This window comes from Alteromonas sp. C1M14 (genome assembly GCF_018860965.1).
Taxonomy (GTDB): Bacteria; Pseudomonadota; Gammaproteobacteria; order Enterobacterales; family Alteromonadaceae; genus Alteromonas.
Genome location: NZ_JAHKQF010000008.1, coordinates 363,107 through 383,573, shown reverse-complemented (window position 1 = coordinate 383,573; position 20,467 = coordinate 363,107). Strand labels below are relative to the sequence as shown.

Here is a 20,467-nt window from a genome sequence, read left to right as displayed (position 1 = left end):
TTTTCGAAGGAAAAGCATGAACGCTAAGCAAGTTGCTTCATTGAATACCCACAACGACACGCTGGTCACTTTTATTATTAGACTCAGTGCATTTTACGAAGGCATGTCCAGCGAAATAGACGTTGAACTAGCCACACTGCGTGGGCATTTAGCGGGCAAACCTGATTTTACATTGGCAACAGTTAGCATTCATAAGCTTAATTCCCTTTTTCAAAACGCTGATAAATCAGTAAAAAAGCACACCTCGCTAACCATTCAAAAGCTGGAAAAAGCCGTTAAGCATTTCCAGCAAACCTTTTCCTACGATGAAGAAGTGCGTAAACAAAGTGCCCTTTTGCTTAACGCCACACATCAACCGATCACCAATCTATTTGAGTTACAGTCTCTTTGCTTAAAAACGGTTGCGCTTTTTGGCTCGTTAACACCCCAAGGTCTTTCGAACCCGTCAAAAAACCCGGTTCCGCAAAGCGATAATAATGCAATTGTCCTTAATCATAACGGGCCTCTATTCGAAGAGATTCAAGCAGAGTTAGCGCAATTAATTGAGAGTTTTGCCAAAAAGCAACCGAGTGAACCCTTAGTCAGCGATCTACGAAATCGCATTGTCCAACCCTTGTCCGAGCAAGAGTTACTTGAAACCTGTATCGCGGTTATTCGCATGGTAGTAAGCGAGACAATGCAAGAAGCTTCCCTTACCGGGCGCATGATTCATCGAATACACAACACTTTAGGCAAAATTAAAGCCGATGTAGATGAAACCATGGACGTCAGCAAACGGGACTTCGAAGAGCGCCAGCAAAGAGGAAGCCTGCTCTCTGACAAGCTCAATAAAATAGAAGGCTCCGTGTTACAGTCAGACTCATTAGAAAAACTAAAAGCTGACGCGCAAAAGCACATTGCCTCACTGTCTTCCACCCTTGCCTATTGTAAGGAAGCCGACAATCAAGAGCAGCAAGGACTGATGACCCTGCTCAGTGCCATGCAAAATCAAATGGTGTCGCTCCAAAAACAAACCCAGATGTACCGGCGAAAACTTGCCGAACAAACTTCGTTTATCCATACCGATCCTTTAACTAGGCTACCTAACCGCCTAGCCTACAACGAAAAATTTAAGCATGAATTTAATCATGCTAGAGCCAACCATCACGCATTGAGTATGGCGATTATTGATATTGATTTCTTTAAGTCCATCAATGATCGCTTCGGTCACCAAACCGGTGATAAAACCCTGCAGGTGGTGAGTCAACATTTGAAAAAGAAATTAACGAACAAAGAATTTATCGCCCGTTGGGGAGGAGAAGAGTTTGTTTTAATTTTTCCCTCTGTGGAACTTAAAACATTACAAGAAAAGTTAGAACAGCTAAGAATAACTCTGGCTCAACTGCCTTTTAAATTCAAACAAGAAAAAATCACTATTACCGCATCCTTTGGCGGTACATGCCTTAAAGACGATGACGATCCACAAACCATTTTCGCCCGCGCTGACGAAATGCTCTATCAAGCCAAAAAGAACGGTCGTAACTGTGTAGTAGTGAAGTAAAGCATTGCGTAATCAGGACATCTTCAATGAATAAAGTGCAATTAAATCCCGTCGGCTGGATGAGTCAGCTATCTCAAGTTGAGGTAACAAAACTCCAAGACACCGCCAACAGCCAATTGTTTGAAGTCTTTAAAAACTGTTGTTTAGCCGTGCTAAACAGTGGCGTCGATGAAGATAACTTTGAACTCTTGTTTGCCCCTTATGGCGATTTTGACATTAAGCTTGTGCGCCGAGAACGAGGCGTGAAAATAGAATTGATTAATCCGCCAGAAGTGGCCTTTGTCGATGGCAAGCTGGTACGCGGTGTTCATGAACATATTTTCGCGGTATTGCGGGATATTTTGTTCATGGGGAATAAATATGCCTTTGTCCATGAAAGCGCCCCTTCTCAAGGGAATGCGGTTACCGATATGGTCTTTGACATGCTACGCCATGCCCAAGCCTTAGAAGGAAACGATGAGTTAAATACCATCGTTTGTTGGGGCGGCCATTCTATACAATTACATGAATACAAATATACCAAAGAAGTGGGCTATCAACTTGGGCTCAGAGAAATGAATATTTGCACCGGTTGCGGGCCGGGTGCCATGAAAGGGCCAATGAAAGGAGCCGCCATTGGCCATGCGAAACAACGATTCCAGCGAGGGCGTTATATCGGTATTTCCGAACCCAGTATCATTGCAGCAGAACCGCCCAATGCTATCGTTAACGAACTTATTATCATGCCGGATATTGAAAAACGTCTTGAGGCTTTTGTAAGATTAGCCCATGGCATTGTGATTTTCCCCGGCGGTGTAGGTACGGCAGAAGAGCTGCTTTATTTACTGGGCATTTTAATGAACGAACGAAATGCACAACAACCCTTTCCTGTGGTGCTGACAGGACCTGCCGAGTCTAAAGCCTACTTCCAAGCCATTGATGATTTCATCCTCGCCACGTTAGGTAAAGCCGCCCAAGATAAATACCAAATTATTATTGATGATCCCGTGGAAGTTGCCCGTACCCTTTGCTCAGGATTAGCTAAAGTAGAAAATTTCCGTAAAGTGACCGGTGATGCCTACAGTTTTAATTGGTCACTTCGCATCGAAGAACCCTTTCAAACCCCTTTTGAACCCACCCATGACACCATGGCCGCCTTACCGCTTCATTTTGACCAGCCTGCACATGAAATGGCGATGGTATTGCGACAGGCTTTCTCAGGCATTGTGGCCGGGAATGTAAAAGCACAAGGGATAAAACAAATTAAAACCCATGGTCCGTTTAAATTGACCGGCGATGGGACCTTGATGTCACACATTGATGCGCTGCTTGAATCTTTTGTTGCACAACAACGAATGAAACTGCCGGGATCAGAATATGTGCCTTGCTATACCATCGAACCGGCAGAAAATTAATTTTTGTTTACGATTTTAGCGTTCCTAACTTTAACCATTTTAAGGTACACTGCTTTTAGACGGCGGTAAAAAGTGAAAAAGGATGAATGGTAAGGTATTAAAACTAATTTTGCTGGGCGCAGTAGCTTATGCACTTTTTGTATTTATGGTGATGTCTTTCTATCCCGATAAACCAGAAAACATGGACTGGCAGGATAGAGAAGAATACAACAAGGTTCAGATCACAAAATTAAGTTTGGGCGCAACCAGAGAGGAAGTGCTTGCCTTATTGGGGTCCCCTGATATTACCGAAGCGAAAATGGAGTCAGGAACCACCATCCAAGTTATGTTTTATCGGACGCAGCACGTTAGAGCCGACGGTTTAACCACCCAGGATGAATGCACACCGTTACTTTTTGAAAACGAACGCTTGATTGCCTGGGGTGAAGGGGCTTACCAAAGTTATCTTAAGTCCTGATAGCCAGTGAACATGAATCCGGTTATCGAGGAACTCGCCGCCAAAGATAAAGCGATTACCCAAGCTCTGAGCCAGCCTAATAACGCACTAAAAAGCACTAAGCTTTGTCTTGACCTTGCCAACATACTGATTCGATGTGGTAAAGAAAATAGCGACATATTACTTGGGCTGGTATATCTCAACGATAGTGACATGAGTTCGCCGGCTCGCTCAGCCTCGCTAATGACCTTTGTTGGTTTACAACAGCAGTTTAATGACCACTATTTACAACACCTTATTGCGGCCACCTATGCGGCAAGCCATTTAGCAAACCAGTCTGCAGACAGCCTACTTATGTACGTAAAAGTATGGCGAGAAAAACAACTCGTTTTATTCGTTGAAGCTGCGCAGCTGACTCGTATATATGGGGCTAAATCTGCCCTTCATGGGGCTAAATCTGCCCTTCGCTATCTGAACAACCCGGCACTAAATTTCAATCAACGGTGGATGGTGCTCGTCCTTTGTCTGCTTCAAGCCACATCTTTAGGGTTTTACCCCGCGCTTAAAATGGTGTTTCCCCATCTGCCTTATGAGTTACAAGGTGCTATGCAGGGGTTCTTGCGTTATCCAGGGCCATTTCTGCCAGCAATGACGGTCACAGAAAAGGATAAGCCCTTTATTCTTATACAGCGAATCAATGTACAAAATGGGCTGATCTGGGACAAAGACAAACACCGCTATAGGGAGGTGCTTATGGCAAATCTGTCTCCTGTGAACGCTCCTAAGTTGGCCTTTAACGATTGGCAAAAACGGTTAGACAACGCAACACAACAGCATCCTCACACGGTTAAACTGTTACCGGTGAGTTACCCCATTAGTCGCTTACCTAGCGATCTTAAGCACATCATTAACCAACTACAGGATGACAACATCCACCTTAATACTTTGGTGAAAAACATAGCCAATACACCGTTGTTAGCCAATTATTTAAAAGAGACCGCTAGCACAGATAATCGCATGCAATTGCCGGTACGGGATGTAAAGCAAGCCATCTTAACTTACGGGCTCACCCGGGTTGCCGATATGTTGGTGCTGCGAACACTCACTGATCGACTGCAACAAAAGTACTTCCCCCTTCTGCCTTATTGTGTACGCATTAATACCCTTTGCTCGTCTATTGCCTCACAGCTAGCTGTTATGTCACCGGCAACACAGTTGGCGCCACAATCTGCGGCGCTGCTCGCGTCCTTCTACACTTCGCCGTTGTTCACACTGCCTGCACTAAAGGTAAGAAAACGCTGGCCTAAAAGCCAAGGACTGCTATTTAGTGTGGACTCTTTTGTTACAAGCAAAAAACCACTTCACGAAATGGCCATCGCCTTACTTAAACAATGGCAACAGCCCGCCCGTTACCAATCTATTGTTGCGCACAGTGTTCATTTTATCGATACCGTGCCCCACGCGTTACGCGCTGAAAGTGCACTTATCGGACTCAGTTTACTGCTTGCCCGTCATTGGCTAACACCCAATCAGTTAACCACTGACAATCACGTGTTTCTAGTGCAAGCACAAGCTCAATTGTCCATTAACAATCAGCACATAGAACAGATTAAAGACCACCTTGATGGGCAGTTATTCTCCCCCCTCACCTATTAGCCATAGCCAACATTCACGAAATTTATGCACAGGGGGAAGCGCTTACCTGTCACAAAAGACCATCTTGCGATAAAATACTCCAATGATCCGGCACTACGCTGACTGCATATCCCTTATGCTCCATCACAGTCACCTGTACGCTCGGTGAATTTACCGCGCGCCGAATCTAATTGCGCACCTGCAACCTAACGAATTTACACAACAAGAATTACCAGAGGATCCCTCAACATGACTCAGCAACGAATTACAGTCATTCGCGGCGATGGCATTGGTCCAGATATCATCAATGCTACGATTAAAATTTTAGATAAAGTAGGGTGTAACTTCGCCTATGACTACGCTGATGCTGGCTTGGTAGCACTGGAAAATCACGGTGAATTACTCCCCCAAGAAACACTGGATTTGATAGCCAAAAATAAAGTCGCATTAAAAGGTCCCCTCACCACCCCCGTGGGTGAAGGCTTTACCTCAATCAATGTCAGTTTGCGTAAGCAGTTTCAGCTTTATGCCAATGTACGTCCAGTACTGTCTTTTAAAGGCACGAAAGCCCGCTATGAAGATATTGATATTATAACTGTACGTGAAAATACTCAGGGCATGTACTCTGGCCTTGGACAAGTCGTATCGGAAGATGGCCAAGAAGCTGAAGCCATGAGTAAGATCACTCGCCAAGGTGCAGAGCAAATTGTGGTATTTGCTTACGAATTGGCTCGACGGGAAGGTCGTAAGAAGGTCACCGCTGTTCACAAAGCCAACATTTTGAAATCGACTTCTGGTTTATTCTTGAAAGTAGCCCGTGAAGTCGGTGAGCGTTATCCTGATATCGAATCAGCAGAGATGATTGTGGATAATACTTGTATGCAGTTGGTGATGAATCCCCATCAATTCGACGTCATTGTAACAACAAACTTATTCGGCGATATTTTATCCGACCTGTGTGCGGGTCTGGTTGGCGGTTTAGGTATGGCTCCCGGTGCGAATATCGGTGGAGACTGTGCAGTCTTTGAGGCAGTACACGGTTCGGCGCCGGATATTGCTGGGAAGAACTTAGCTAACCCTACGTCAGTTATTCTTGCCGCTATTCAAATGCTCGAATATCTAAACATGGGTGACAAAGCGGAGAAAATTCGCAGTGCATTAAAAGACGTCATCGAAAGTGGCGATCGCACTACCCGTGATCTTGGTGGTCAATCTGGCACCAACGAGTTTACCGATGCCGTATTAGAACGCCTATAACCTTCTAATAATTGGTGTATTTTTTAAAGGCGAGCATCTAGCTCGCCTTTTTTATTGCTCTGCCCCTATGGGCAGCTGTCCTTAAACTGATCTCTTCAGAACAGTCATTATCACGTAGTATTTTCCCGTACGCTTCGTACGCAGGATCACAATCATTAAGGATAATACTATGCAAAAAACATCACGCACGCTTACAGGTTTACTTGCCATTTTATGTCTTGGTCATGGTCCCTCTGTGGTCGCTGACACCATCGAAAAAGACAGCATGGATGTGGCACAAATAACCCAGGAAGATGCCATGGATTTAAACACCATTACCGTGGAACAACTCATGACACTACCTGGCATAGGACAAAGTAAAGCTGAAGCCATTATCAATTACCGCGATGAGAAAGGCTACTTCCATGAAGTTGAGCAGCTAACGGAGGTTCGGGGGATTGGTGATAAAATGCTGGATAAACTGCGTCACCGACTTAAAGTGGTGAAGCATTGATAATAAAAAGCCCGCTTGTATGCGGGCTTTTTCTTTATGTAACGGATTAACCGTTTAACGATGCAATATACTCTTTAAATTCTTTGCCTAATGACGGATGACGCAGTGCGTATTCCACATTGGCTTTCATGTAACCTAATTTGCTACCGCAATCATGGCTTTTGCCTTTCATGTAATAGGCATCGACTTGTTCAATCTTCATCAAAGAGTCGATAGCATCGGTTAGTTGTACTTCACCGCCAGCTCCTGGAGGGGTTACCGATAACAACTCCCAAATTTTTTCAGACAACACGTAGCGACCTACCACGGCTAAATCAGAAGGCGCATCTTCTAACTCTGGCTTTTCAACCATTTGATGAATTTTAGCGGATTCACCAGGCTGAATGTCGGCCCCTTCCAAATCAGCAATACCAAACTTGGTAATATCTTCTTCTGGTACCTGCTCTACCATTACTTGGCTTACTCGGCTGGTGTTAAATTTCGCCACCATATCAGCAAGGTTATCTTTCTTCGGATTACTGGCCACATCATCAATAATGACATCAGGTAATACCACGGCGAAAGGCGCATCGCCTACCAGTGGCTGAGCACACAATATTGCATGCCCTAAGCCAGCGGCAATACCTTGTCTAACGTGCATGATGGTGACGTCTTTAGGACAAATAGACTGTACTTCTTCAAGTAACTGACGCTTTACACGCTTTTCTAAAGTGGCTTCCAATTCAAAGGAAGTATCAAAGTGGTTTTCGATGCTATTTTTACTAGCATGGGTCACCAAAATAATTTCTTTTACGCCTGCTGCCACACACTCATTTACCACATACTGGATAAGAGGTCTGTCTACCAAGGGCAACATTTCCTTAGGAATTGCCTTGGTAGCAGGTAACATGCGCGTGCCCAAACCGGCTACTGGGATAACTGCTTTTTTTACTTGACTCATAATAATTAGTGTCCTTTTACTGATAGTCCGCGACCAATAGCATAATAATGCAATCCGTATTCCGCCATGCGCGAGGGTTCAAATAAATTTCTGCCATCAAAGATTAGAGGTAACGACAGCTTCTGTTTAATTAAGTCAAAATCAGGGGCTCTAAAAGCCTGCCATTCTGTCACTATAGCGAGGAAATCAGCGCCATTTAGCGCGGCCTCTTTGGTACCCATCAAGCTAAGCTCTTCTCTATCGCCATAAATGCGTTGAGTTTCTTCCATCGCTTCAGGATCGTATGCCTGTACGCGGGCCCCAGCTTCCCATAACTTTTCCATCAAAACACGACTGGATGCTTCACGCATGTCGTCGGTATTCGGTTTAAATGACAAGCCCCATATAGCAACGGTTTTGCCTTTAACGTCACCGTTGAAATGGTTCATGATGTAGCCGAATAGCTTTTCTTTTTGATCGTAGTTAACCGATTCTACGGACTCAAGAACTCGGGCTGTGTAACCAACGGTTTTTGCACTACGAACGAGCGCTTGCACATCTTTGGGGAAACATGAGCCCCCATAGCCACAACCAGGGTAAATAAACTGATAGCCTATTCTTGGATCAGATCCGATGCCCTTTCTTACATTCTCTATGTCAGCGCCAAATCGCTCAGCCAGATTTGCCATTTCATTCATAAAACTGATTTTCGTTGCCAACATACAGTTTGCTGCATATTTGGTCAGCTCTGCACTACGAATGTCCATGGTGATAATCTTGTCATGGTTACGATTGAACGGAGAATAAAGTTCTCGTAATTTGTCGGCGGCTTTTTCACTGTTGGTACCAAGGATAATACGATCCGGACGCATACAGTCGCTAACCGCTGCTCCTTCTTTTAAGAACTCGGGGTTAGATACCACGTCAAAAGAGGTGTCTTTACCTATGGATGCGAGTTTTTCAGAAACCTTTGCTCTTACTTTATCCGCCGTGCCCACAGGCACAGTGGATTTATTGATAATGATTTTATGCCCTTGCATAAACTCGGCAATGGTTTCTGCTACCGCCAACACATATTTAAGATCGGCCGAGCCATCTTCATCAGGAGGCGTACCCACAGCAATAAAAATGAGTTCACCATGTTCCACACCTTGGCGGGCATCCGTGGTAAATGTGAGTCGACCGGCTTCATAATTCGAGGTAACCAGCGGCGTTAAGCCCGGCTCATAAATAGGGATCATGCCCTTCTTTAAGTTCTCGACTTTATTTTCGTCAACATCAATACAGTGAACATCATGTCCCACTTCAGCCAGAACGGCAGCTTGTACCAAACCCACATATCCAATGCCAAATACTGTAACTTTCACATCACTTCCTTTTTTAAACTGACCGTTTTCACGTAACTTTATATAAATTGTCTGAAAAGCGCGACATTTTAATCGGCTAATCATGACGTCTTTATGACCGTTGTTAGTCGGGGATTTTACCCATACGTCCTTTCCAACCGTCTATTAAACCTTTCACAAAAAACTGTCCCCGTTGTTTGCCTTCAGGGAATCGCCACCGATTTACAAGCCATCGAATCGGCAGGCCGCATAAATTTCTTAACTTCCAGTAGCGGGGAACATAGGCTCTTCGACTTAATACAAGCACATTACGTACCTGATAATACAATCGAACAGGCGCCCCCACTTTAAATGTAAAACCGAGGGCTTTTATACGCCCTTCGCCTTGACGATGGTTCATACTCACCGATAACAATTTGATAATATGGAAGCCTTTGTTGCGGGCTCGCCAACACCACTCGTGGTCGACACCATCGATGAATAAGGCTTCTTCTTTTGGCCCTACCCTATTAAAACTGTCAGCGGTTAACACCATACCTGAAGCAATAATTTGCTGTACATCGGCCATGTCATTACTGATCGCCAATGCCTTTTGTATTTTCGGCTCTACCGCTTTGTGGTGAAACTCACAGACAATTTGCGGCCCCACTGCAGCCACGGAACCAAAGGTTTTCACGGCTTCATCGTAGCCGTCACTAAGCCCATCTAGCAATGCAGGGGTGATCTGACTATCTTGATCAAAAAGAATGACTTTGTCGCACCCTCGGGCAAGTAATTCAGCAATTCCTCGATTTTGCGCCGTCGCAATGCCTTCATTCGCAGGTAGATGCAAGTATGCCGTATTCGCCGGCAATGGAGTGTCAAGCTTAGAAGGAGAGTTGTCCACCAGTGTTAAGGGTTGGCCACGACGATGGGTCAAGTCAATCAACTCGACCACATGGCGTTTGTCTGGATGAAACAGTACCACCACCACACCGGTAGTCACGACTTATTACTCTTCTCAAGTAAGACTCTGTCGAGTTTATAAGCCAATTTTACTAATTTAGGCGGCAACATGCGGATGGCTAAAACACTTAGCGCATAAAATAAATTCCATAGCGATAACTTGTTCAAGGTACGCATGGCGGCGATGCGAGCTCTAAATTCATTAATCGACTTACTAAAGCCCCGACGCTTATAAAAATCGTTTACTCGTCTAAAGGCCAACAATCTGTCTTTTAAATTACGGAAAATAACTCCCTCTTTGGCCAATCGGATCCAGAAAAAATAATCCTGAGTATTCATCAACTCACTGTTGTAACGAAATCCTTTATGAAAAATGTCGTAGCGAAATGCCACCGTAGGATGATTCATTGCACAACGACGAGGGAGGACGTTCACAATCTGCTGGTGGGAAACAGGCATGGTGCGTGCGCCTACCTTGTCGCCATTTTCGTTAATTTCCGTCAATGCAGTGCCAAGAACGCCCACTTGCTTGTGATGCTGTAAATAGCTGACTTGTCGGGCCATCCGTTCTGGCATAGATATATCATCAGCATCCATACGAAAGAAAAAGTCATAAGGCTGTGCTAAGCCCCATTCAATGGCGTAATTCATACTGGCTGCCAGCCCAACATTTTTACTGTTCTGAGCAATAAAAATACGATCATCTTGCTGGGCTTCAGCGAAGAGACACTCACGTATTTCTTCTGCAACATCGCCGTCAATAATGATAAGAAAAGTAAACGAAGTATAGGTTTGTGAAATGATGCTAGTTATGGCTTGACGTATCCAACGGACGTTGTCTTTGTGATAAACCGCCATAGCGACCAAGGAACGAGCGTTCTCTGCCACCCGCCCTTGATGAATAATAGAAGAAATTGCTTTAGACAATGCGACCGCCGGAAACGCTAATTATTCTGATTTTAAGGCTGCAAACATAGCAAAAAAATTGCAAGCAGTCTGCACTAATTATAGACGTTTAAACAGCTTCCCTAACTCAAAAAACGTTTCGTTTTTCTAATTAACTTCCAGATATTCTGAATCACAAAACTGTAACCAAATAATAGTGCAATAAAAGACCAAAACATAATGTATTCAGGCACCTGGTAAACTTCGCCAAGGATCCCCACGGCGCAATAACACATCCCTAAAAGCAGGATAGCGATCAGTGCCTGTCGACTAGACAAGCCAGCACGCATGAAGATATTGTGCAGGTGTTTTCGATCAGGGCGTAACACTGATTGCCCTTTTCTTGCCCTGCGGTACATAATTGCTGCCATATCCATCAGTGGCAGACCAATTAACCACACGGCCGTAATGGGGCGGAACGCAGCTGAGGCACCTTGAGTATGATCCACAAGCAACCACACAATGGTTAAGCCCACAAACATGCTACCTGCATCACCCATGAAAATCTTATTACCTTTAAACCCCTTCCAACTCAGGTTGAAAGCCAAGAAAGGTACTATGGCAGCGACAATAATTAACGGCTCCATGATGGCAGCGCCGTTACCTGTTGCCACTAATATACCCACCACCGTGAGCAGAACAATCAGACTCATTCCACCGGCAAGACCATCAATACCATCGATCATATTGAAGGCGTTAATAACACCCACCACGCAAACAATCGTAAAGAAGTAGCCGCTTAAACCTAAGTAGGTATCGCCAAAGCCAAAAATATCGCCTAACGAGGTAATATAGTTTTGTGCACTCCACGCCATAATTGCAGCCACACCAAACTGACACATCAGACGCCCTTTAGCGCTTAATTGAAAACGGTCGTCTAGCATACCTAGTAACACAATAAATGCGGAGGCGGTAAAGAAAAGAGGGTTGTTTTTCATCCAAACATCGGTAACCACACTAGCGACCAGTACGGCCATAAATATGGCTACGCCTCCCGTCAGCGGTACCATTCCAGCATGACGTTTTCGATAAGAAGGCTGATCCACCAATCCAAACTGATGCGCTAAAGGCGTCATGACAATTAATAGGATTAGGGCAACAAAAAATGCCGTAAACAACGGTACTATTTGCAGATAATCAAACATAAAGACTAATGTCCCCTACCCTTTTGACTCGCTGGTCGTTTGAGGTGAATTTTTTTTGCGCGGTGATAATAGTGGTGATCCATTCTATTACTGCTTCCTTTCGGCCTCTACTGATATTCATTTGAAGTTCATCGGCACAGACATTGGGACATATGATAATCGAGTCAAACAAAAATAACTACCTTCTAATTCAATTTCAGCCCATTCACCACGGCCTGAAATAAGGTTTCCAACAATGATAGTTGCCGTAGACAATGCCCTGATTGTCGTTAATCCCTACCTCTAAAAAACACTGCAATTTGCATTTTTAAATAGAAAAAATCATAAACCAAGAATTAATAAGCAAATTTTGAGCCATTAAAGTGAAAAATACGTAATGGTGAAACAGATTTCTCTGGAAAACCTTGTCAGAGTGACGCTGCAATTAATAATTTATATGGTATGCTAAGCGCCCAGTTTAGTTAAGGAATCGTCTAGATATGTTTGTTATCAGGGGTTTAAGCGCTGCGCTGTGCGGGAGCATTTTTTTGCTGAGTGGCTGTTCGTCCGCTCCCGACCCAGTCTATGCAAATATTCCACTCGTCTCGGGCAATAATTTACGCCTAGTTGACACACAGACCCTTCCGGTGCCTCAAGGTACCCTTTCTACAGGCAGTGTGGTGCAAATAGCAGACACGCAATATCAGGTTGTGTCTAGTTATCAATCTGCTACCGGTATGGCATGTAAACAATTGTTGTCACTGCAAGATAAAAATACGTACCGCGCTGTCTGCTTGCGCAACGGCGAATGGCAATTACTTGCTCCTTTGTTAAGTCATGTTGACTACTAAATTGATGGCTAATTTTATGTTTGTATTTCGTACTCGCTTTTTCACCGCAGCCCTTGCTATTTTTTGCCTGACTGCTAGCGCTTCGACAATGGCTCAGTCTTTATCTGACTTACAACAACTGCAACAACAAGCAGAGCAACAAAACTCAAGCTCGTCGTCCTCTTCTTCATCGACGAAAATTTCCCCCATAGATGTGCAAACTTCTCGCACGCTTCCGGGCGCAAGAAGCAGCAGTGTTTCCGCTAACGGCGAATACTCGACAACCCCCCGCAGTGGATTATCTTTACCCGGTGAACCCACCATTTCTGACGTATTCCCCAGAGAACAGCCTTTATTGAGCCCACCGTTTGCATCTAATTTATTTATCGGCGGTTTCGAATCTGAACGTACCACGGGTTTAAACGAAAACTACCAAATTGCCCCTGGTGACAAAATATCCATCTCTATGTGGGGCGCAGTGAATTATGCCGACGTGGTGACCGTAGATAATCAGGGCAATATCTTCATTCCAAATATTGGTCCCATTCGCGTCGCCGATACGCCTGCAGGATCAGTTAATTCATTGGTGACCAGCAGTATTAAAAAGGTTTACACCAATGACGTTAACATTTATGTCAATTTACTCACCTCCACCCCGGTGGCGGTGTATATCACAGGCCCTGTTATCCGCCCCGGTCAGTATGCGGGTTTAGCCTCTGACAGCGTGCTTTATTATCTCAAACGTGCCGGTGGTATTGATTTTAACCGGGGAAGTTTTCGCAGCATCGAAATTCGTCGTAAAGGTGAAGTTGTCGGTACTGCCGATTTGTATGATTTTATTCGCCACGGCGCGCTTCCCGATGTGGCCTTTAAAGATGGCGATACCATTGTGGTGCAGCCTGTCGGTCATCGTATAACTGTTACCGATGGTGCCAGTAACAGTTATACCTTTGAATTCAAAGCCGATGAACTGAAAGGGAAAACCTTATTAGAATATGCGCGGCCAAAAGATTTTATCAGCCATGTTTCAGTTGCTGGTCTAAGAGGACAGCAACAATTTGCGCGGTATCTTACCCTTGACGAGTTTGCTGACATTGGCCTAGATGCCGGCGACCAAGTAAGTTTTGTTAACGATCATCCGCCCACGATTTACCAAATTAATATTGCCGGATCTCACACTGGCCCATCACAAATAATGGTGGATAAGGGCACGCGACTTAAAGATGTACTTAACTATGTGCAGGTGGATCCCAACCTCTCTGATATACAAAATGTGTATTTACGCCGAGAAAGCATAGCCTTGGCGCAGAAAGAAATGTTAGATCAGTCGTTACAACGCCTCGAACGCAGTACGTTTACCGCCCCTATTAGCTCTACAGGTGAAGGGTCTATTCGCGTTCAAGAAGCGCAGTTAGTGGCGGATTTTATTCAACGAGCCAAACAAATAGAACCTGAAGGTAAGGTGATCGTGGCGGAAAATGGCAATATTGCCAATATTTTGCTTGAACCTAACGATACGATTGTTATTCCCGAAATTACTGATCTGGTACAGGTGGGTGGCGAAGTGATGATGCCACAAGCCGTGGTATTTAATGAGGAAGCCACCGCCGCTGATTATGTGGCTTGGGCCGGCGGGTTTACCGAAAGAGCCGATGATGAGCGCATTCTTATCATCCGTAAAAACGGGATCGTAGAGTTTGACAGTATTAATCGCAGCGTATGGTCAGAAGGCGAAGGTAAACTGGCCATTAGTGCAGGAGACAAGGTGGTGGTATTGCCTTCCATCGATGTTAAATCTCTACAAGCCGTTAAAGATATTACTCAAATTATTTATCAGATTGCTGTTGCAGCAAACGCTATTAACTAATGGAAATATCAATCAAACGACAATTGCAGTCTTGGCGCAATGTAATATTTGCGCTCTTTCTGCGAGAACTGCAAGGCAAGTTTAACGATAAACTAGGCTTGGGCTGGGCCTTCATCGAGCCCTTTCTTTTTATTCTTGCCATTTCATTTGCCCGTAGTTTGATCAGTGGTAAGGATGTCCATTCGATTCCTTTGTTTTTCTTTATGATGATTGGGTTAGTGGGCGTGCAATCTTTTATGACCTGTGTGTCCACTGTGCCTAACGCATTTAAGCAAAGTAAGCCTCTGTACGCGTTTCGCCAGGTTCAACCTATTGCCGCATTGCTCACGTCAGCCTTTATGGAGTTTTCCATTAAAGTGGGTGTGATTGCCCTGCTGTCCTTAGCCATCTACCTATTGGGTATGGATTTTGAGCTTAATAACCCTTTGTTGCTCATCGCTTTGTTTTTTGGTTTATGGGTGTTTTCCGTTTCTATTAGTTTAATCTTTGCGGTTATGATTGCCTTTGTTCCAGAAATGAACAAAATTAAAAACCTCTTTAATCGGCCTTTGTTTTTCATTTCTTGTGTATTTTTTAGCTTACAAGACTTCCCCAAAGAATACTGGCCTTGGCTTACCTGGAACCCACTGGTACATTTTTTCGAATTAGCCCGCTATGCCTGCTACGAGTCTTACGGTGACGCCGGTGTTTCTTACGAATACCTTATCAAAGTCACGATTATTACGCTGTTTATCGGTTTAGCGCTATACCACATCACTTGGAAGAAGATACTGGCCCGATGATAAGAATTGAAAACTTAACAAAGAGTTACCCCAGTAAGCTTGGGCCTCAGTATATTTTTAAGAACTTAAATTTTGATTTTCCTACCGAAAACAGTGTGGCTATTTTAGGCAAAAATGGCGCCGGTAAATCCACCCTGTTTAGGATGCTGGCAAAAAGTGAATACCCCGACAAAGGCAGAATCTTAACCAATAAATCCATGTCTTGGCCGGTAGCACTAGCCACAGGTATCCACCCTAAAATGACCGGTCGAGAGAATGCTCGGTTTATTGCCCGTATTAATCAGGTCGAATCTCTTCGTGACTATGAAGTGAAAGTACAACGGTTTGCCGAACTAGGCGGCCGGTTCGATTTGCCCGTACAAACCTATTCATCAGGCATGCGTGCAAAGTTAGTTTTTGCCTGCTGCATTAATATAGATTTCGATATTTATTTAATTGATGAGGCCACTTCGGTGGGCGACCCTACATTTCGGCGAAAAGCCCGAGCTGAATTGAAAAAGAAAAACGAAACAGCAGGTATGATCATGGTCAGCCATGAGTTAGATCAAATTCGAGAATTCTGCACCTCAGCAATACTGATTGATGAGGGCAAACTGCACTACTTTGAAGACCTTGAAGAAGGCATTAGTGCCTACATGGCAGAATAACAGGACACTAAAGAAGCGGACACATGAATACTAAAGACCTTATCGCTAAATTAAAGAAAAACAAATTAGTGCTTATCGTAGCCCCTTGGCTCATCTATGCGCTTTATCTCGTCTTGCTGGCGGCACCTCAGTATGAAAGTGAGAGTCAACTGATTGTAAAATCCACTGAAGGAGGCAGCACCTTTGATCCTTCTACATTGCTAGCGGGCTCCCTCGGCGGTGCATCCTCGGCCAGTGACAGCCAAATCATCGAAAGTTATATCAAATCTCAAGATATGATGCGTTACCTTGAGCAAACTCTGTCATTGAGCGAACATTACAGTTCGGATGTCGCGGATATTTTTAGCCGTTTGGGCAGTGATCACACGCAAATACAATTTTACGAGTATTATCTCGACCACGTCAGTGTAGAAGTAGACTCTGCGTCATCGGTGATAACATTAAAAGTACGTGGGTTTGAGCCGGAATTTGCTCGCCAAGTGAATGCCGCTATTGTGAAAAAAGCAGAAGAGTTCCTTAATGCCATTAATAACAATTTGGCAAAATCTAAAATGGCTTTTGCTAAAAATGAACATCGGGTGGTTGAGGAGAAGCTTCAGGCAGCGAAAAACGAGTTACTAGCCTTTCAATCAAAATACAATGTGCTCGATCCTACAGCCGAAGGGGCTGCATCTCAGCAAATCGCCTTTTCACTGCAAGCCACCCTGGCGCAAAAGCAGGCTGAACTAAACAGTTTAGAGACCATGATGTCTCCAACAGCCCCAGAAGTACAAAACACAAAGCGGCAAATTAACGCCCTAAGACAACAAATTAGTTTGCAAAAAGAATCCTTTAGCAACCAAGAAACCGAAGACTCCCTGTCTGTTAGTAACTTGATGGCTCAGTACAGTAATTTACAAGTGCAGCTGCAACTTGCAATACAGGCGTTTTCGTCTTCATTGGTGTCACTAGAAAATGCGCGGGTAGAGGCCTATCAAAAGCTTCAGCACCTTGTAACCATCGAAACCCCTACATTGCCAGATGATAATGCCTACCCCAAAATCATCTACAACTTAGTTTTATTTGGGGTTATTTTGCTTGTTGTCTATGCCACCGGGCGAATCGTTATCGCCACCATCAAGGAATTGTAATTACAGTGAAGGAGGGTTGACAGCACGCTGCAGCCCTCTAGTCTCATCTACTTTGCCCAACCTGACCTCTTGTGTATAGTGGAACCCTTCGGTATAACTACCGTTAGTGCCAGTATCTTATACTTACAATAAATTTAGCCTTAAGAGCTAAAAATGACGGTACAGATTTCAATAAAACAATCATTAAAATAATGGAACGATATTGTGACAATAAAAACATCTAACGATACCAGTTTCTTTGGCCATCCAGGGGGCCTTCAGACACTATTTTTCACCGAAATGTGGGAACGCATGAGCTATTACGGCATGCGCGCACTTTTGGTTATATTTATGATGCTTTCTATCCAGCAAGAAGGCCTAGGTTTCGATAAAGAGACCTCCTATGCCATTTACGGTTTATATACAGGGGCAGTGTATTTTATGGGCCTGTCCGGAGGCTGGCTTGCCGATAGACTATTTGGCGGTCAAAACGCTGTATGGTATGGCGGTATCATTATTATGAGTGGTCACATCGTTCTGGCCATCCCCACCACATCCACCTTCTTTGTCGGCCTTATTTTAGTCGTCTTAGGCACCGGTTTACTTAAACCCAATATCTCAGCAATGGTAGGTCAACTCTACTCCGAGCACGACGCACGACGAGACAGTGGCTATACCCTTTACTACATGGGAATAAACATCGGCTCTATCCTTGGTAATTTTATCTGTGGCTGGTTGGCTGTAGAAAAAGGCTACCACTGGGCATTTGGTGCAGCGGCTGTTGGTATGGGCATTGGACTCATTCAGTACCATATAACGCGATACAAGCTGCCGCAAAGCTCTGCTCGCCCCACGGTGAACATGACCCCCTCTGGTATTCAACGGAGTTGGGTTGGCATTACCTTATTTTTGGCTACCTTAGCGATAGTGACCTATGCCATGAGCGCAGGTTATTTGGTCATTGATGTTGCTGCCGTAGCCGAATATGTGGCTTATTTGTTTACCGCCATTTTCTTATTGTATTTTGGCTTTATTTTCTTCTTTGGCGATCTTTCAATTAACGAAAAGAAACGGATGATGGCGCTGTTTTTAATCTGTGTTGCCTCCGCCTGTTTCTTCGCCGGTTTTGAGCAAGCAGGCTCATCGCTAAACGTGTTTGCCAATGAAGATACTGACCGCATGTTAGGTACCTTCGAAATTCCGTTTGCCTGGTTTCAGTCGTTAAACTCTATTTTCATTATTGTGCTTTCCCCTTTCTTTGCCGTACTTTGGATCCAGCTCGGCAAACGAATGCTAGACCCCTCTTACGGTATAAAATGCGCCATCGGTGTTCTGATTATGGGTAGTGGGTTTATTGTTATGTTCTTCGCAGCTATGCTTGCTGCAGGTGAACAACAAGTCGCGCCCTACTGGCTAGTGGCCACCTACTTTTTACACACTGTGGGTGAATTATGCTTAAGCCCAGTGGCCTTGAGTGCGGTGAGCAAGCTATCACCACGTCGTTTTTCCGGCCAATTGATGGGCTTATTTGTACTGACTTATTCCATCGGCAGCGTAATTGCGGGTGTAATGGCTGGCGCATTTGGTACGGACGAATCTGGGGACGTTTCCCAGTTATTTAGTAACATTGCAATATTTGCCGGTATCATCGGTGTACTGGTGTTGGTATTTTCTCTCATCACCCGTCATTGGGAAAAGCTACCTCAAGAAGATGAGAAAGCGATATAACGGTGATCGCCGTGGTATTTGTAGGGCGGCAGAAATGTCGCTCTATGCGCTTTAGGCATACTATCGCGGTAATCCCCCCAATCAGGGTATAACTTAAATCCTAAGGCGTTAATAACATTGTATTTTTCTACTCGTCAAATCCCGGGGCTTGAATCCTATTCCCTCGCAGAGCGTATGCAAATTATCACCAGTGCAGCGAAAAAATTAACTGTTCCGGAAAAAACCTTGTTAAATGTGCTGAAGTTGCTGGTCATTGTGCCTGTGTTTGTTTTAATTATCAGAACATCGGCAGATTGGCGCTCTTTATTGTGGGCGTTTCTGGTGTTCCTACTTTATCCTCTAATTGTAAAACCTATCCAATATTCTCTGTGCGCGAAGTACGTGCCACAAGTGCTATCTAAGGAGAGACAATGAAAACCATTTTGGTTACCGGCGGTGCAGGCTACATTGGCAGTCATACCGTGCTGCAATTGCTAGAGCAGAATTTTGCTGTGGTTGTGCTTGATAATTTAGTCAACGCCAGTGCAGAATCCCTCCGTAGAGTGGAAAATATCACCGGTAAATCCGTCACCTTTGTGCAAGGTGATATCCGTGACACTTCAGTGTTAGACAGTATCTTTAGTCAATACCCCATTCATGCTGTTATTCACTTTGCAGGACTAAAAGCCGTTGGCGAATCGGTGGCAAAGCCGCTGGAATATTATGAAAATAATGTTTATGGCACCCTCACGCTGTGTAAATCTATGCGCCAACATAACGTGAAGAATTTAGTTTTTAGTAGTTCCGCCACTGTGTACGGCGATCCTGTCGCCTTGCCATTACACGAAAAAATGGCCACCGGCCATCCCACCAATCCATACGGCATGTCAAAATTGATGGTGGAACACATGCTAACGGATCTTTACCAGTCTGATAATCAATGGAACATCGTGTTATTGCGCTACTTCAATCCTGTGGGCGCTCATGCTTCTGGACAAATTGGCGAAGATCCTAACGGCATCCCGAACAACCTAATGCCCTATGTCTCTCAGGTTGCCACTGGAAAGCTGGCTCAACTAAGCGTGTTTGGTGACGATTACGACACTAAAGATGGCACTGGTGTGCGTGATTACATCCATGTAGAAGATTTAGCCTGTGGCCACCTGAAAGCCTTAGACAGGTTATCCCTAGAAATGGGCTTAGATATCTATAACCTAGGCACAGGACAAGGTTACTCGGTCCTCGAAATGATCGCGGCATTTGAAGCGGCGTCGGGAAAAACCGTTAATTACAAAATTGCGCCAAGGCGAAGCGGCGATGTGGCAGCGTGTTATGCCGATCCAACTTTAGCCGCGACAGAACTAAATTGGCGGGCGGAAAAGTCACTGCAAGACATGTGTAAAGATGTCTGGCATTGGCAATCCAAAAACCCCAATGGATACACAAACTAAAAAAAAAGGGCCTCCAAGGGCCCTTTTTTGTTGTCTCATC

At 44.5% G+C, this 20,467-nt stretch carries 19 protein-coding genes; 14 read left to right on the top strand and 5 right to left on the bottom strand.

The window, feature by feature from the left end; all coding sequences use genetic code 11:
• Positions 1-16 precede the first annotated feature (16 nt).
• From KO501_RS06380 to KO501_RS06355, 6 genes are all read left to right on the top strand, one after another.
• Positions 17-1,540 (top strand): GGDEF domain-containing protein, encoded by a 1,524-nt coding sequence (locus KO501_RS06380; protein WP_216028803.1) that lies wholly within the window; start codon positions 17-19, stop codon positions 1,538-1,540.
• A gap of 26 nt (positions 1,541-1,566) precedes the next feature.
• Positions 1,567-2,934 carry a nucleotide 5'-monophosphate nucleosidase PpnN gene (gene ppnN, locus KO501_RS06375; protein ID WP_216028802.1) on the top strand — a complete coding sequence of 456 codons (1,368 nt, stop codon included), beginning with the start codon at positions 1,567-1,569 and terminating at the stop codon, positions 2,932-2,934.
• 82 nt (positions 2,935-3,016) lie between these two features.
• A complete protein-coding gene (locus KO501_RS06370; protein WP_216028801.1) occupies positions 3,017-3,391 on the top strand; it encodes a DUF3192 domain-containing protein in 375 nt (124 codons plus the stop codon).
• A 12-nt stretch (positions 3,392-3,403) separates the two neighbouring features.
• On the top strand, positions 3,404-5,026 hold the full coding sequence (locus tag KO501_RS06365) for a hypothetical protein (protein WP_216028800.1): 1,623 nt from the start codon (positions 3,404-3,406) through the stop codon (positions 5,024-5,026).
• A gap of 228 nt (positions 5,027-5,254) precedes the next feature.
• Positions 5,255-6,262, top strand: coding sequence for an isocitrate dehydrogenase (locus KO501_RS06360; protein WP_216028799.1), 1,008 nt, complete (start codon positions 5,255-5,257; stop codon positions 6,260-6,262).
• A gap of 169 nt (positions 6,263-6,431) precedes the next feature.
• On the top strand, positions 6,432-6,755 hold the full coding sequence (locus tag KO501_RS06355; RefSeq protein WP_252728189.1) for a ComEA family DNA-binding protein: 324 nt from the start codon (positions 6,432-6,434) through the stop codon (positions 6,753-6,755).
• A gap of 46 nt (positions 6,756-6,801) precedes the next feature.
• On the opposite strand, the gene galU is transcribed toward KO501_RS06355, so the two are convergent.
• The 5 genes from galU to wecA all read right to left on the bottom strand — a co-directional run bounded on the left by galU (position 6,802) and on the right by wecA (position 12,055).
• Positions 6,802-7,695, bottom strand: coding sequence for a UTP--glucose-1-phosphate uridylyltransferase GalU (gene galU / locus KO501_RS06350; protein ID WP_216028798.1), 894 nt, complete (start codon positions 7,693-7,695; stop codon positions 6,802-6,804).
• Between the two features lie 5 nt (positions 7,696-7,700).
• Positions 7,701-9,041, bottom strand: a complete 1,341-nt coding sequence (locus KO501_RS06345; protein ID WP_216028797.1) for a UDP-glucose/GDP-mannose dehydrogenase family protein — start codon at positions 9,039-9,041, stop codon at positions 7,701-7,703.
• Between the two features lie 103 nt (positions 9,042-9,144).
• Complete coding sequence (locus KO501_RS06340; RefSeq protein WP_216028796.1) at positions 9,145-10,005, bottom strand: glycosyltransferase family 2 protein; 861 nt, start codon at positions 10,003-10,005, stop codon at positions 9,145-9,147.
• Positions 10,002-10,892 (bottom strand): glycosyltransferase, encoded by an 891-nt coding sequence (locus KO501_RS06335; protein WP_354667813.1) that lies wholly within the window; start codon positions 10,890-10,892, stop codon positions 10,002-10,004. Before KO501_RS06335 ends, KO501_RS06340 begins: the two co-directional genes overlap by 4 nt.
• 101 nt (positions 10,893-10,993) lie before the next feature.
• Positions 10,994-12,055: a UDP-N-acetylglucosamine--undecaprenyl-phosphate N-acetylglucosaminephosphotransferase gene (wecA, locus tag KO501_RS06330; protein WP_216028795.1), complete on the bottom strand. Its 1,062-nt coding sequence runs from the start codon at positions 12,053-12,055 to the stop codon at positions 10,994-10,996.
• A 479-nt stretch (positions 12,056-12,534) separates the two neighbouring features.
• Here wecA and KO501_RS06325 point away from each other — a divergent pair, with 479 nt between their 5' ends.
• From KO501_RS06325 to galE, 8 genes are all read left to right on the top strand, one after another.
• Positions 12,535-12,885: a hypothetical protein gene (locus KO501_RS06325; protein WP_216028794.1), complete on the top strand. Its 351-nt coding sequence runs from the start codon at positions 12,535-12,537 to the stop codon at positions 12,883-12,885.
• A gap of 16 nt (positions 12,886-12,901) precedes the next feature.
• Positions 12,902-14,731, top strand: coding sequence for a polysaccharide biosynthesis/export family protein (locus KO501_RS06320; protein ID WP_216028793.1), 1,830 nt, complete (start codon positions 12,902-12,904; stop codon positions 14,729-14,731).
• Positions 14,731-15,513, top strand: coding sequence for an ABC transporter permease (locus KO501_RS06315; protein WP_216028792.1), 783 nt, complete (start codon positions 14,731-14,733; stop codon positions 15,511-15,513). Before KO501_RS06320 ends, KO501_RS06315 begins: the two co-directional genes overlap by 1 nt.
• Positions 15,510-16,160 (top strand): ABC transporter ATP-binding protein, encoded by a 651-nt coding sequence (locus KO501_RS06310; RefSeq protein ID WP_216028791.1) that lies wholly within the window; start codon positions 15,510-15,512, stop codon positions 16,158-16,160. The genes KO501_RS06315 and KO501_RS06310 overlap by 4 nt, the downstream gene beginning before the upstream one ends.
• Before the next feature lie 23 nt (positions 16,161-16,183).
• Positions 16,184-17,290 carry a capsule biosynthesis protein gene (locus KO501_RS06305; protein WP_216028790.1) on the top strand — a complete coding sequence of 369 codons (1,107 nt, stop codon included), beginning with the start codon at positions 16,184-16,186 and terminating at the stop codon, positions 17,288-17,290.
• Between the two features lie 210 nt (positions 17,291-17,500).
• Complete coding sequence (locus tag KO501_RS06300) at positions 17,501-18,997, top strand: peptide MFS transporter (RefSeq protein WP_216029058.1); 1,497 nt, start codon at positions 17,501-17,503, stop codon at positions 18,995-18,997.
• A gap of 111 nt (positions 18,998-19,108) precedes the next feature.
• Positions 19,109-19,411: a DUF6170 family protein gene (locus KO501_RS18300; protein WP_354667815.1), complete on the top strand. Its 303-nt coding sequence runs from the start codon at positions 19,109-19,111 to the stop codon at positions 19,409-19,411.
• The gene (galE, locus tag KO501_RS06295; protein WP_216028789.1) at positions 19,408-20,427 is read left to right on the top strand and encodes a UDP-glucose 4-epimerase GalE; all 1,020 of its coding nucleotides are present in this window, start codon (positions 19,408-19,410) and stop codon (positions 20,425-20,427) included. Before KO501_RS18300 ends, galE begins: the two co-directional genes overlap by 4 nt.
• Positions 20,428-20,467: the final 40 nt, after the last annotated feature.

Coding starts and splice junctions, on each gene's coding strand:
- KO501_RS06380 (WP_216028803.1), top strand. CDS start 17: ATGAACGCTAAGCAAGTTGCTTCATTGAATACCCACAACGACACGCTG.
- ppnN (WP_216028802.1), top strand. CDS start 1,567: ATGAATAAAGTGCAATTAAATCCCGTCGGCTGGATGAGTCAGCTATCT.
- KO501_RS06370 (WP_216028801.1), top strand. CDS start 3,017: ATGAATGGTAAGGTATTAAAACTAATTTTGCTGGGCGCAGTAGCTTAT.
- KO501_RS06365 (WP_216028800.1), top strand. CDS start 3,404: ATGAATCCGGTTATCGAGGAACTCGCCGCCAAAGATAAAGCGATTACC.
- KO501_RS06360 (WP_216028799.1), top strand. CDS start 5,255: ATGACTCAGCAACGAATTACAGTCATTCGCGGCGATGGCATTGGTCCA.
- KO501_RS06355 (WP_252728189.1), top strand. CDS start 6,432: ATGCAAAAAACATCACGCACGCTTACAGGTTTACTTGCCATTTTATGT.
- galU (WP_216028798.1), bottom strand. CDS start 7,695: ATGAGTCAAGTAAAAAAAGCAGTTATCCCAGTAGCCGGTTTGGGCACG.
- wecA (WP_216028795.1), bottom strand. CDS start 12,055: ATGTTTGATTATCTGCAAATAGTACCGTTGTTTACGGCATTTTTTGTT.
- KO501_RS06325 (WP_216028794.1), top strand. CDS start 12,535: ATGTTTGTTATCAGGGGTTTAAGCGCTGCGCTGTGCGGGAGCATTTTT.
- KO501_RS06320 (WP_216028793.1), top strand. CDS start 12,902: ATGTTTGTATTTCGTACTCGCTTTTTCACCGCAGCCCTTGCTATTTTT.
- KO501_RS06315 (WP_216028792.1), top strand. CDS start 14,731: ATGGAAATATCAATCAAACGACAATTGCAGTCTTGGCGCAATGTAATA.
- KO501_RS06310 (WP_216028791.1), top strand. CDS start 15,510: ATGATAAGAATTGAAAACTTAACAAAGAGTTACCCCAGTAAGCTTGGG.
- KO501_RS06305 (WP_216028790.1), top strand. CDS start 16,184: ATGAATACTAAAGACCTTATCGCTAAATTAAAGAAAAACAAATTAGTG.
- galE (WP_216028789.1), top strand. CDS start 19,408: ATGAAAACCATTTTGGTTACCGGCGGTGCAGGCTACATTGGCAGTCAT.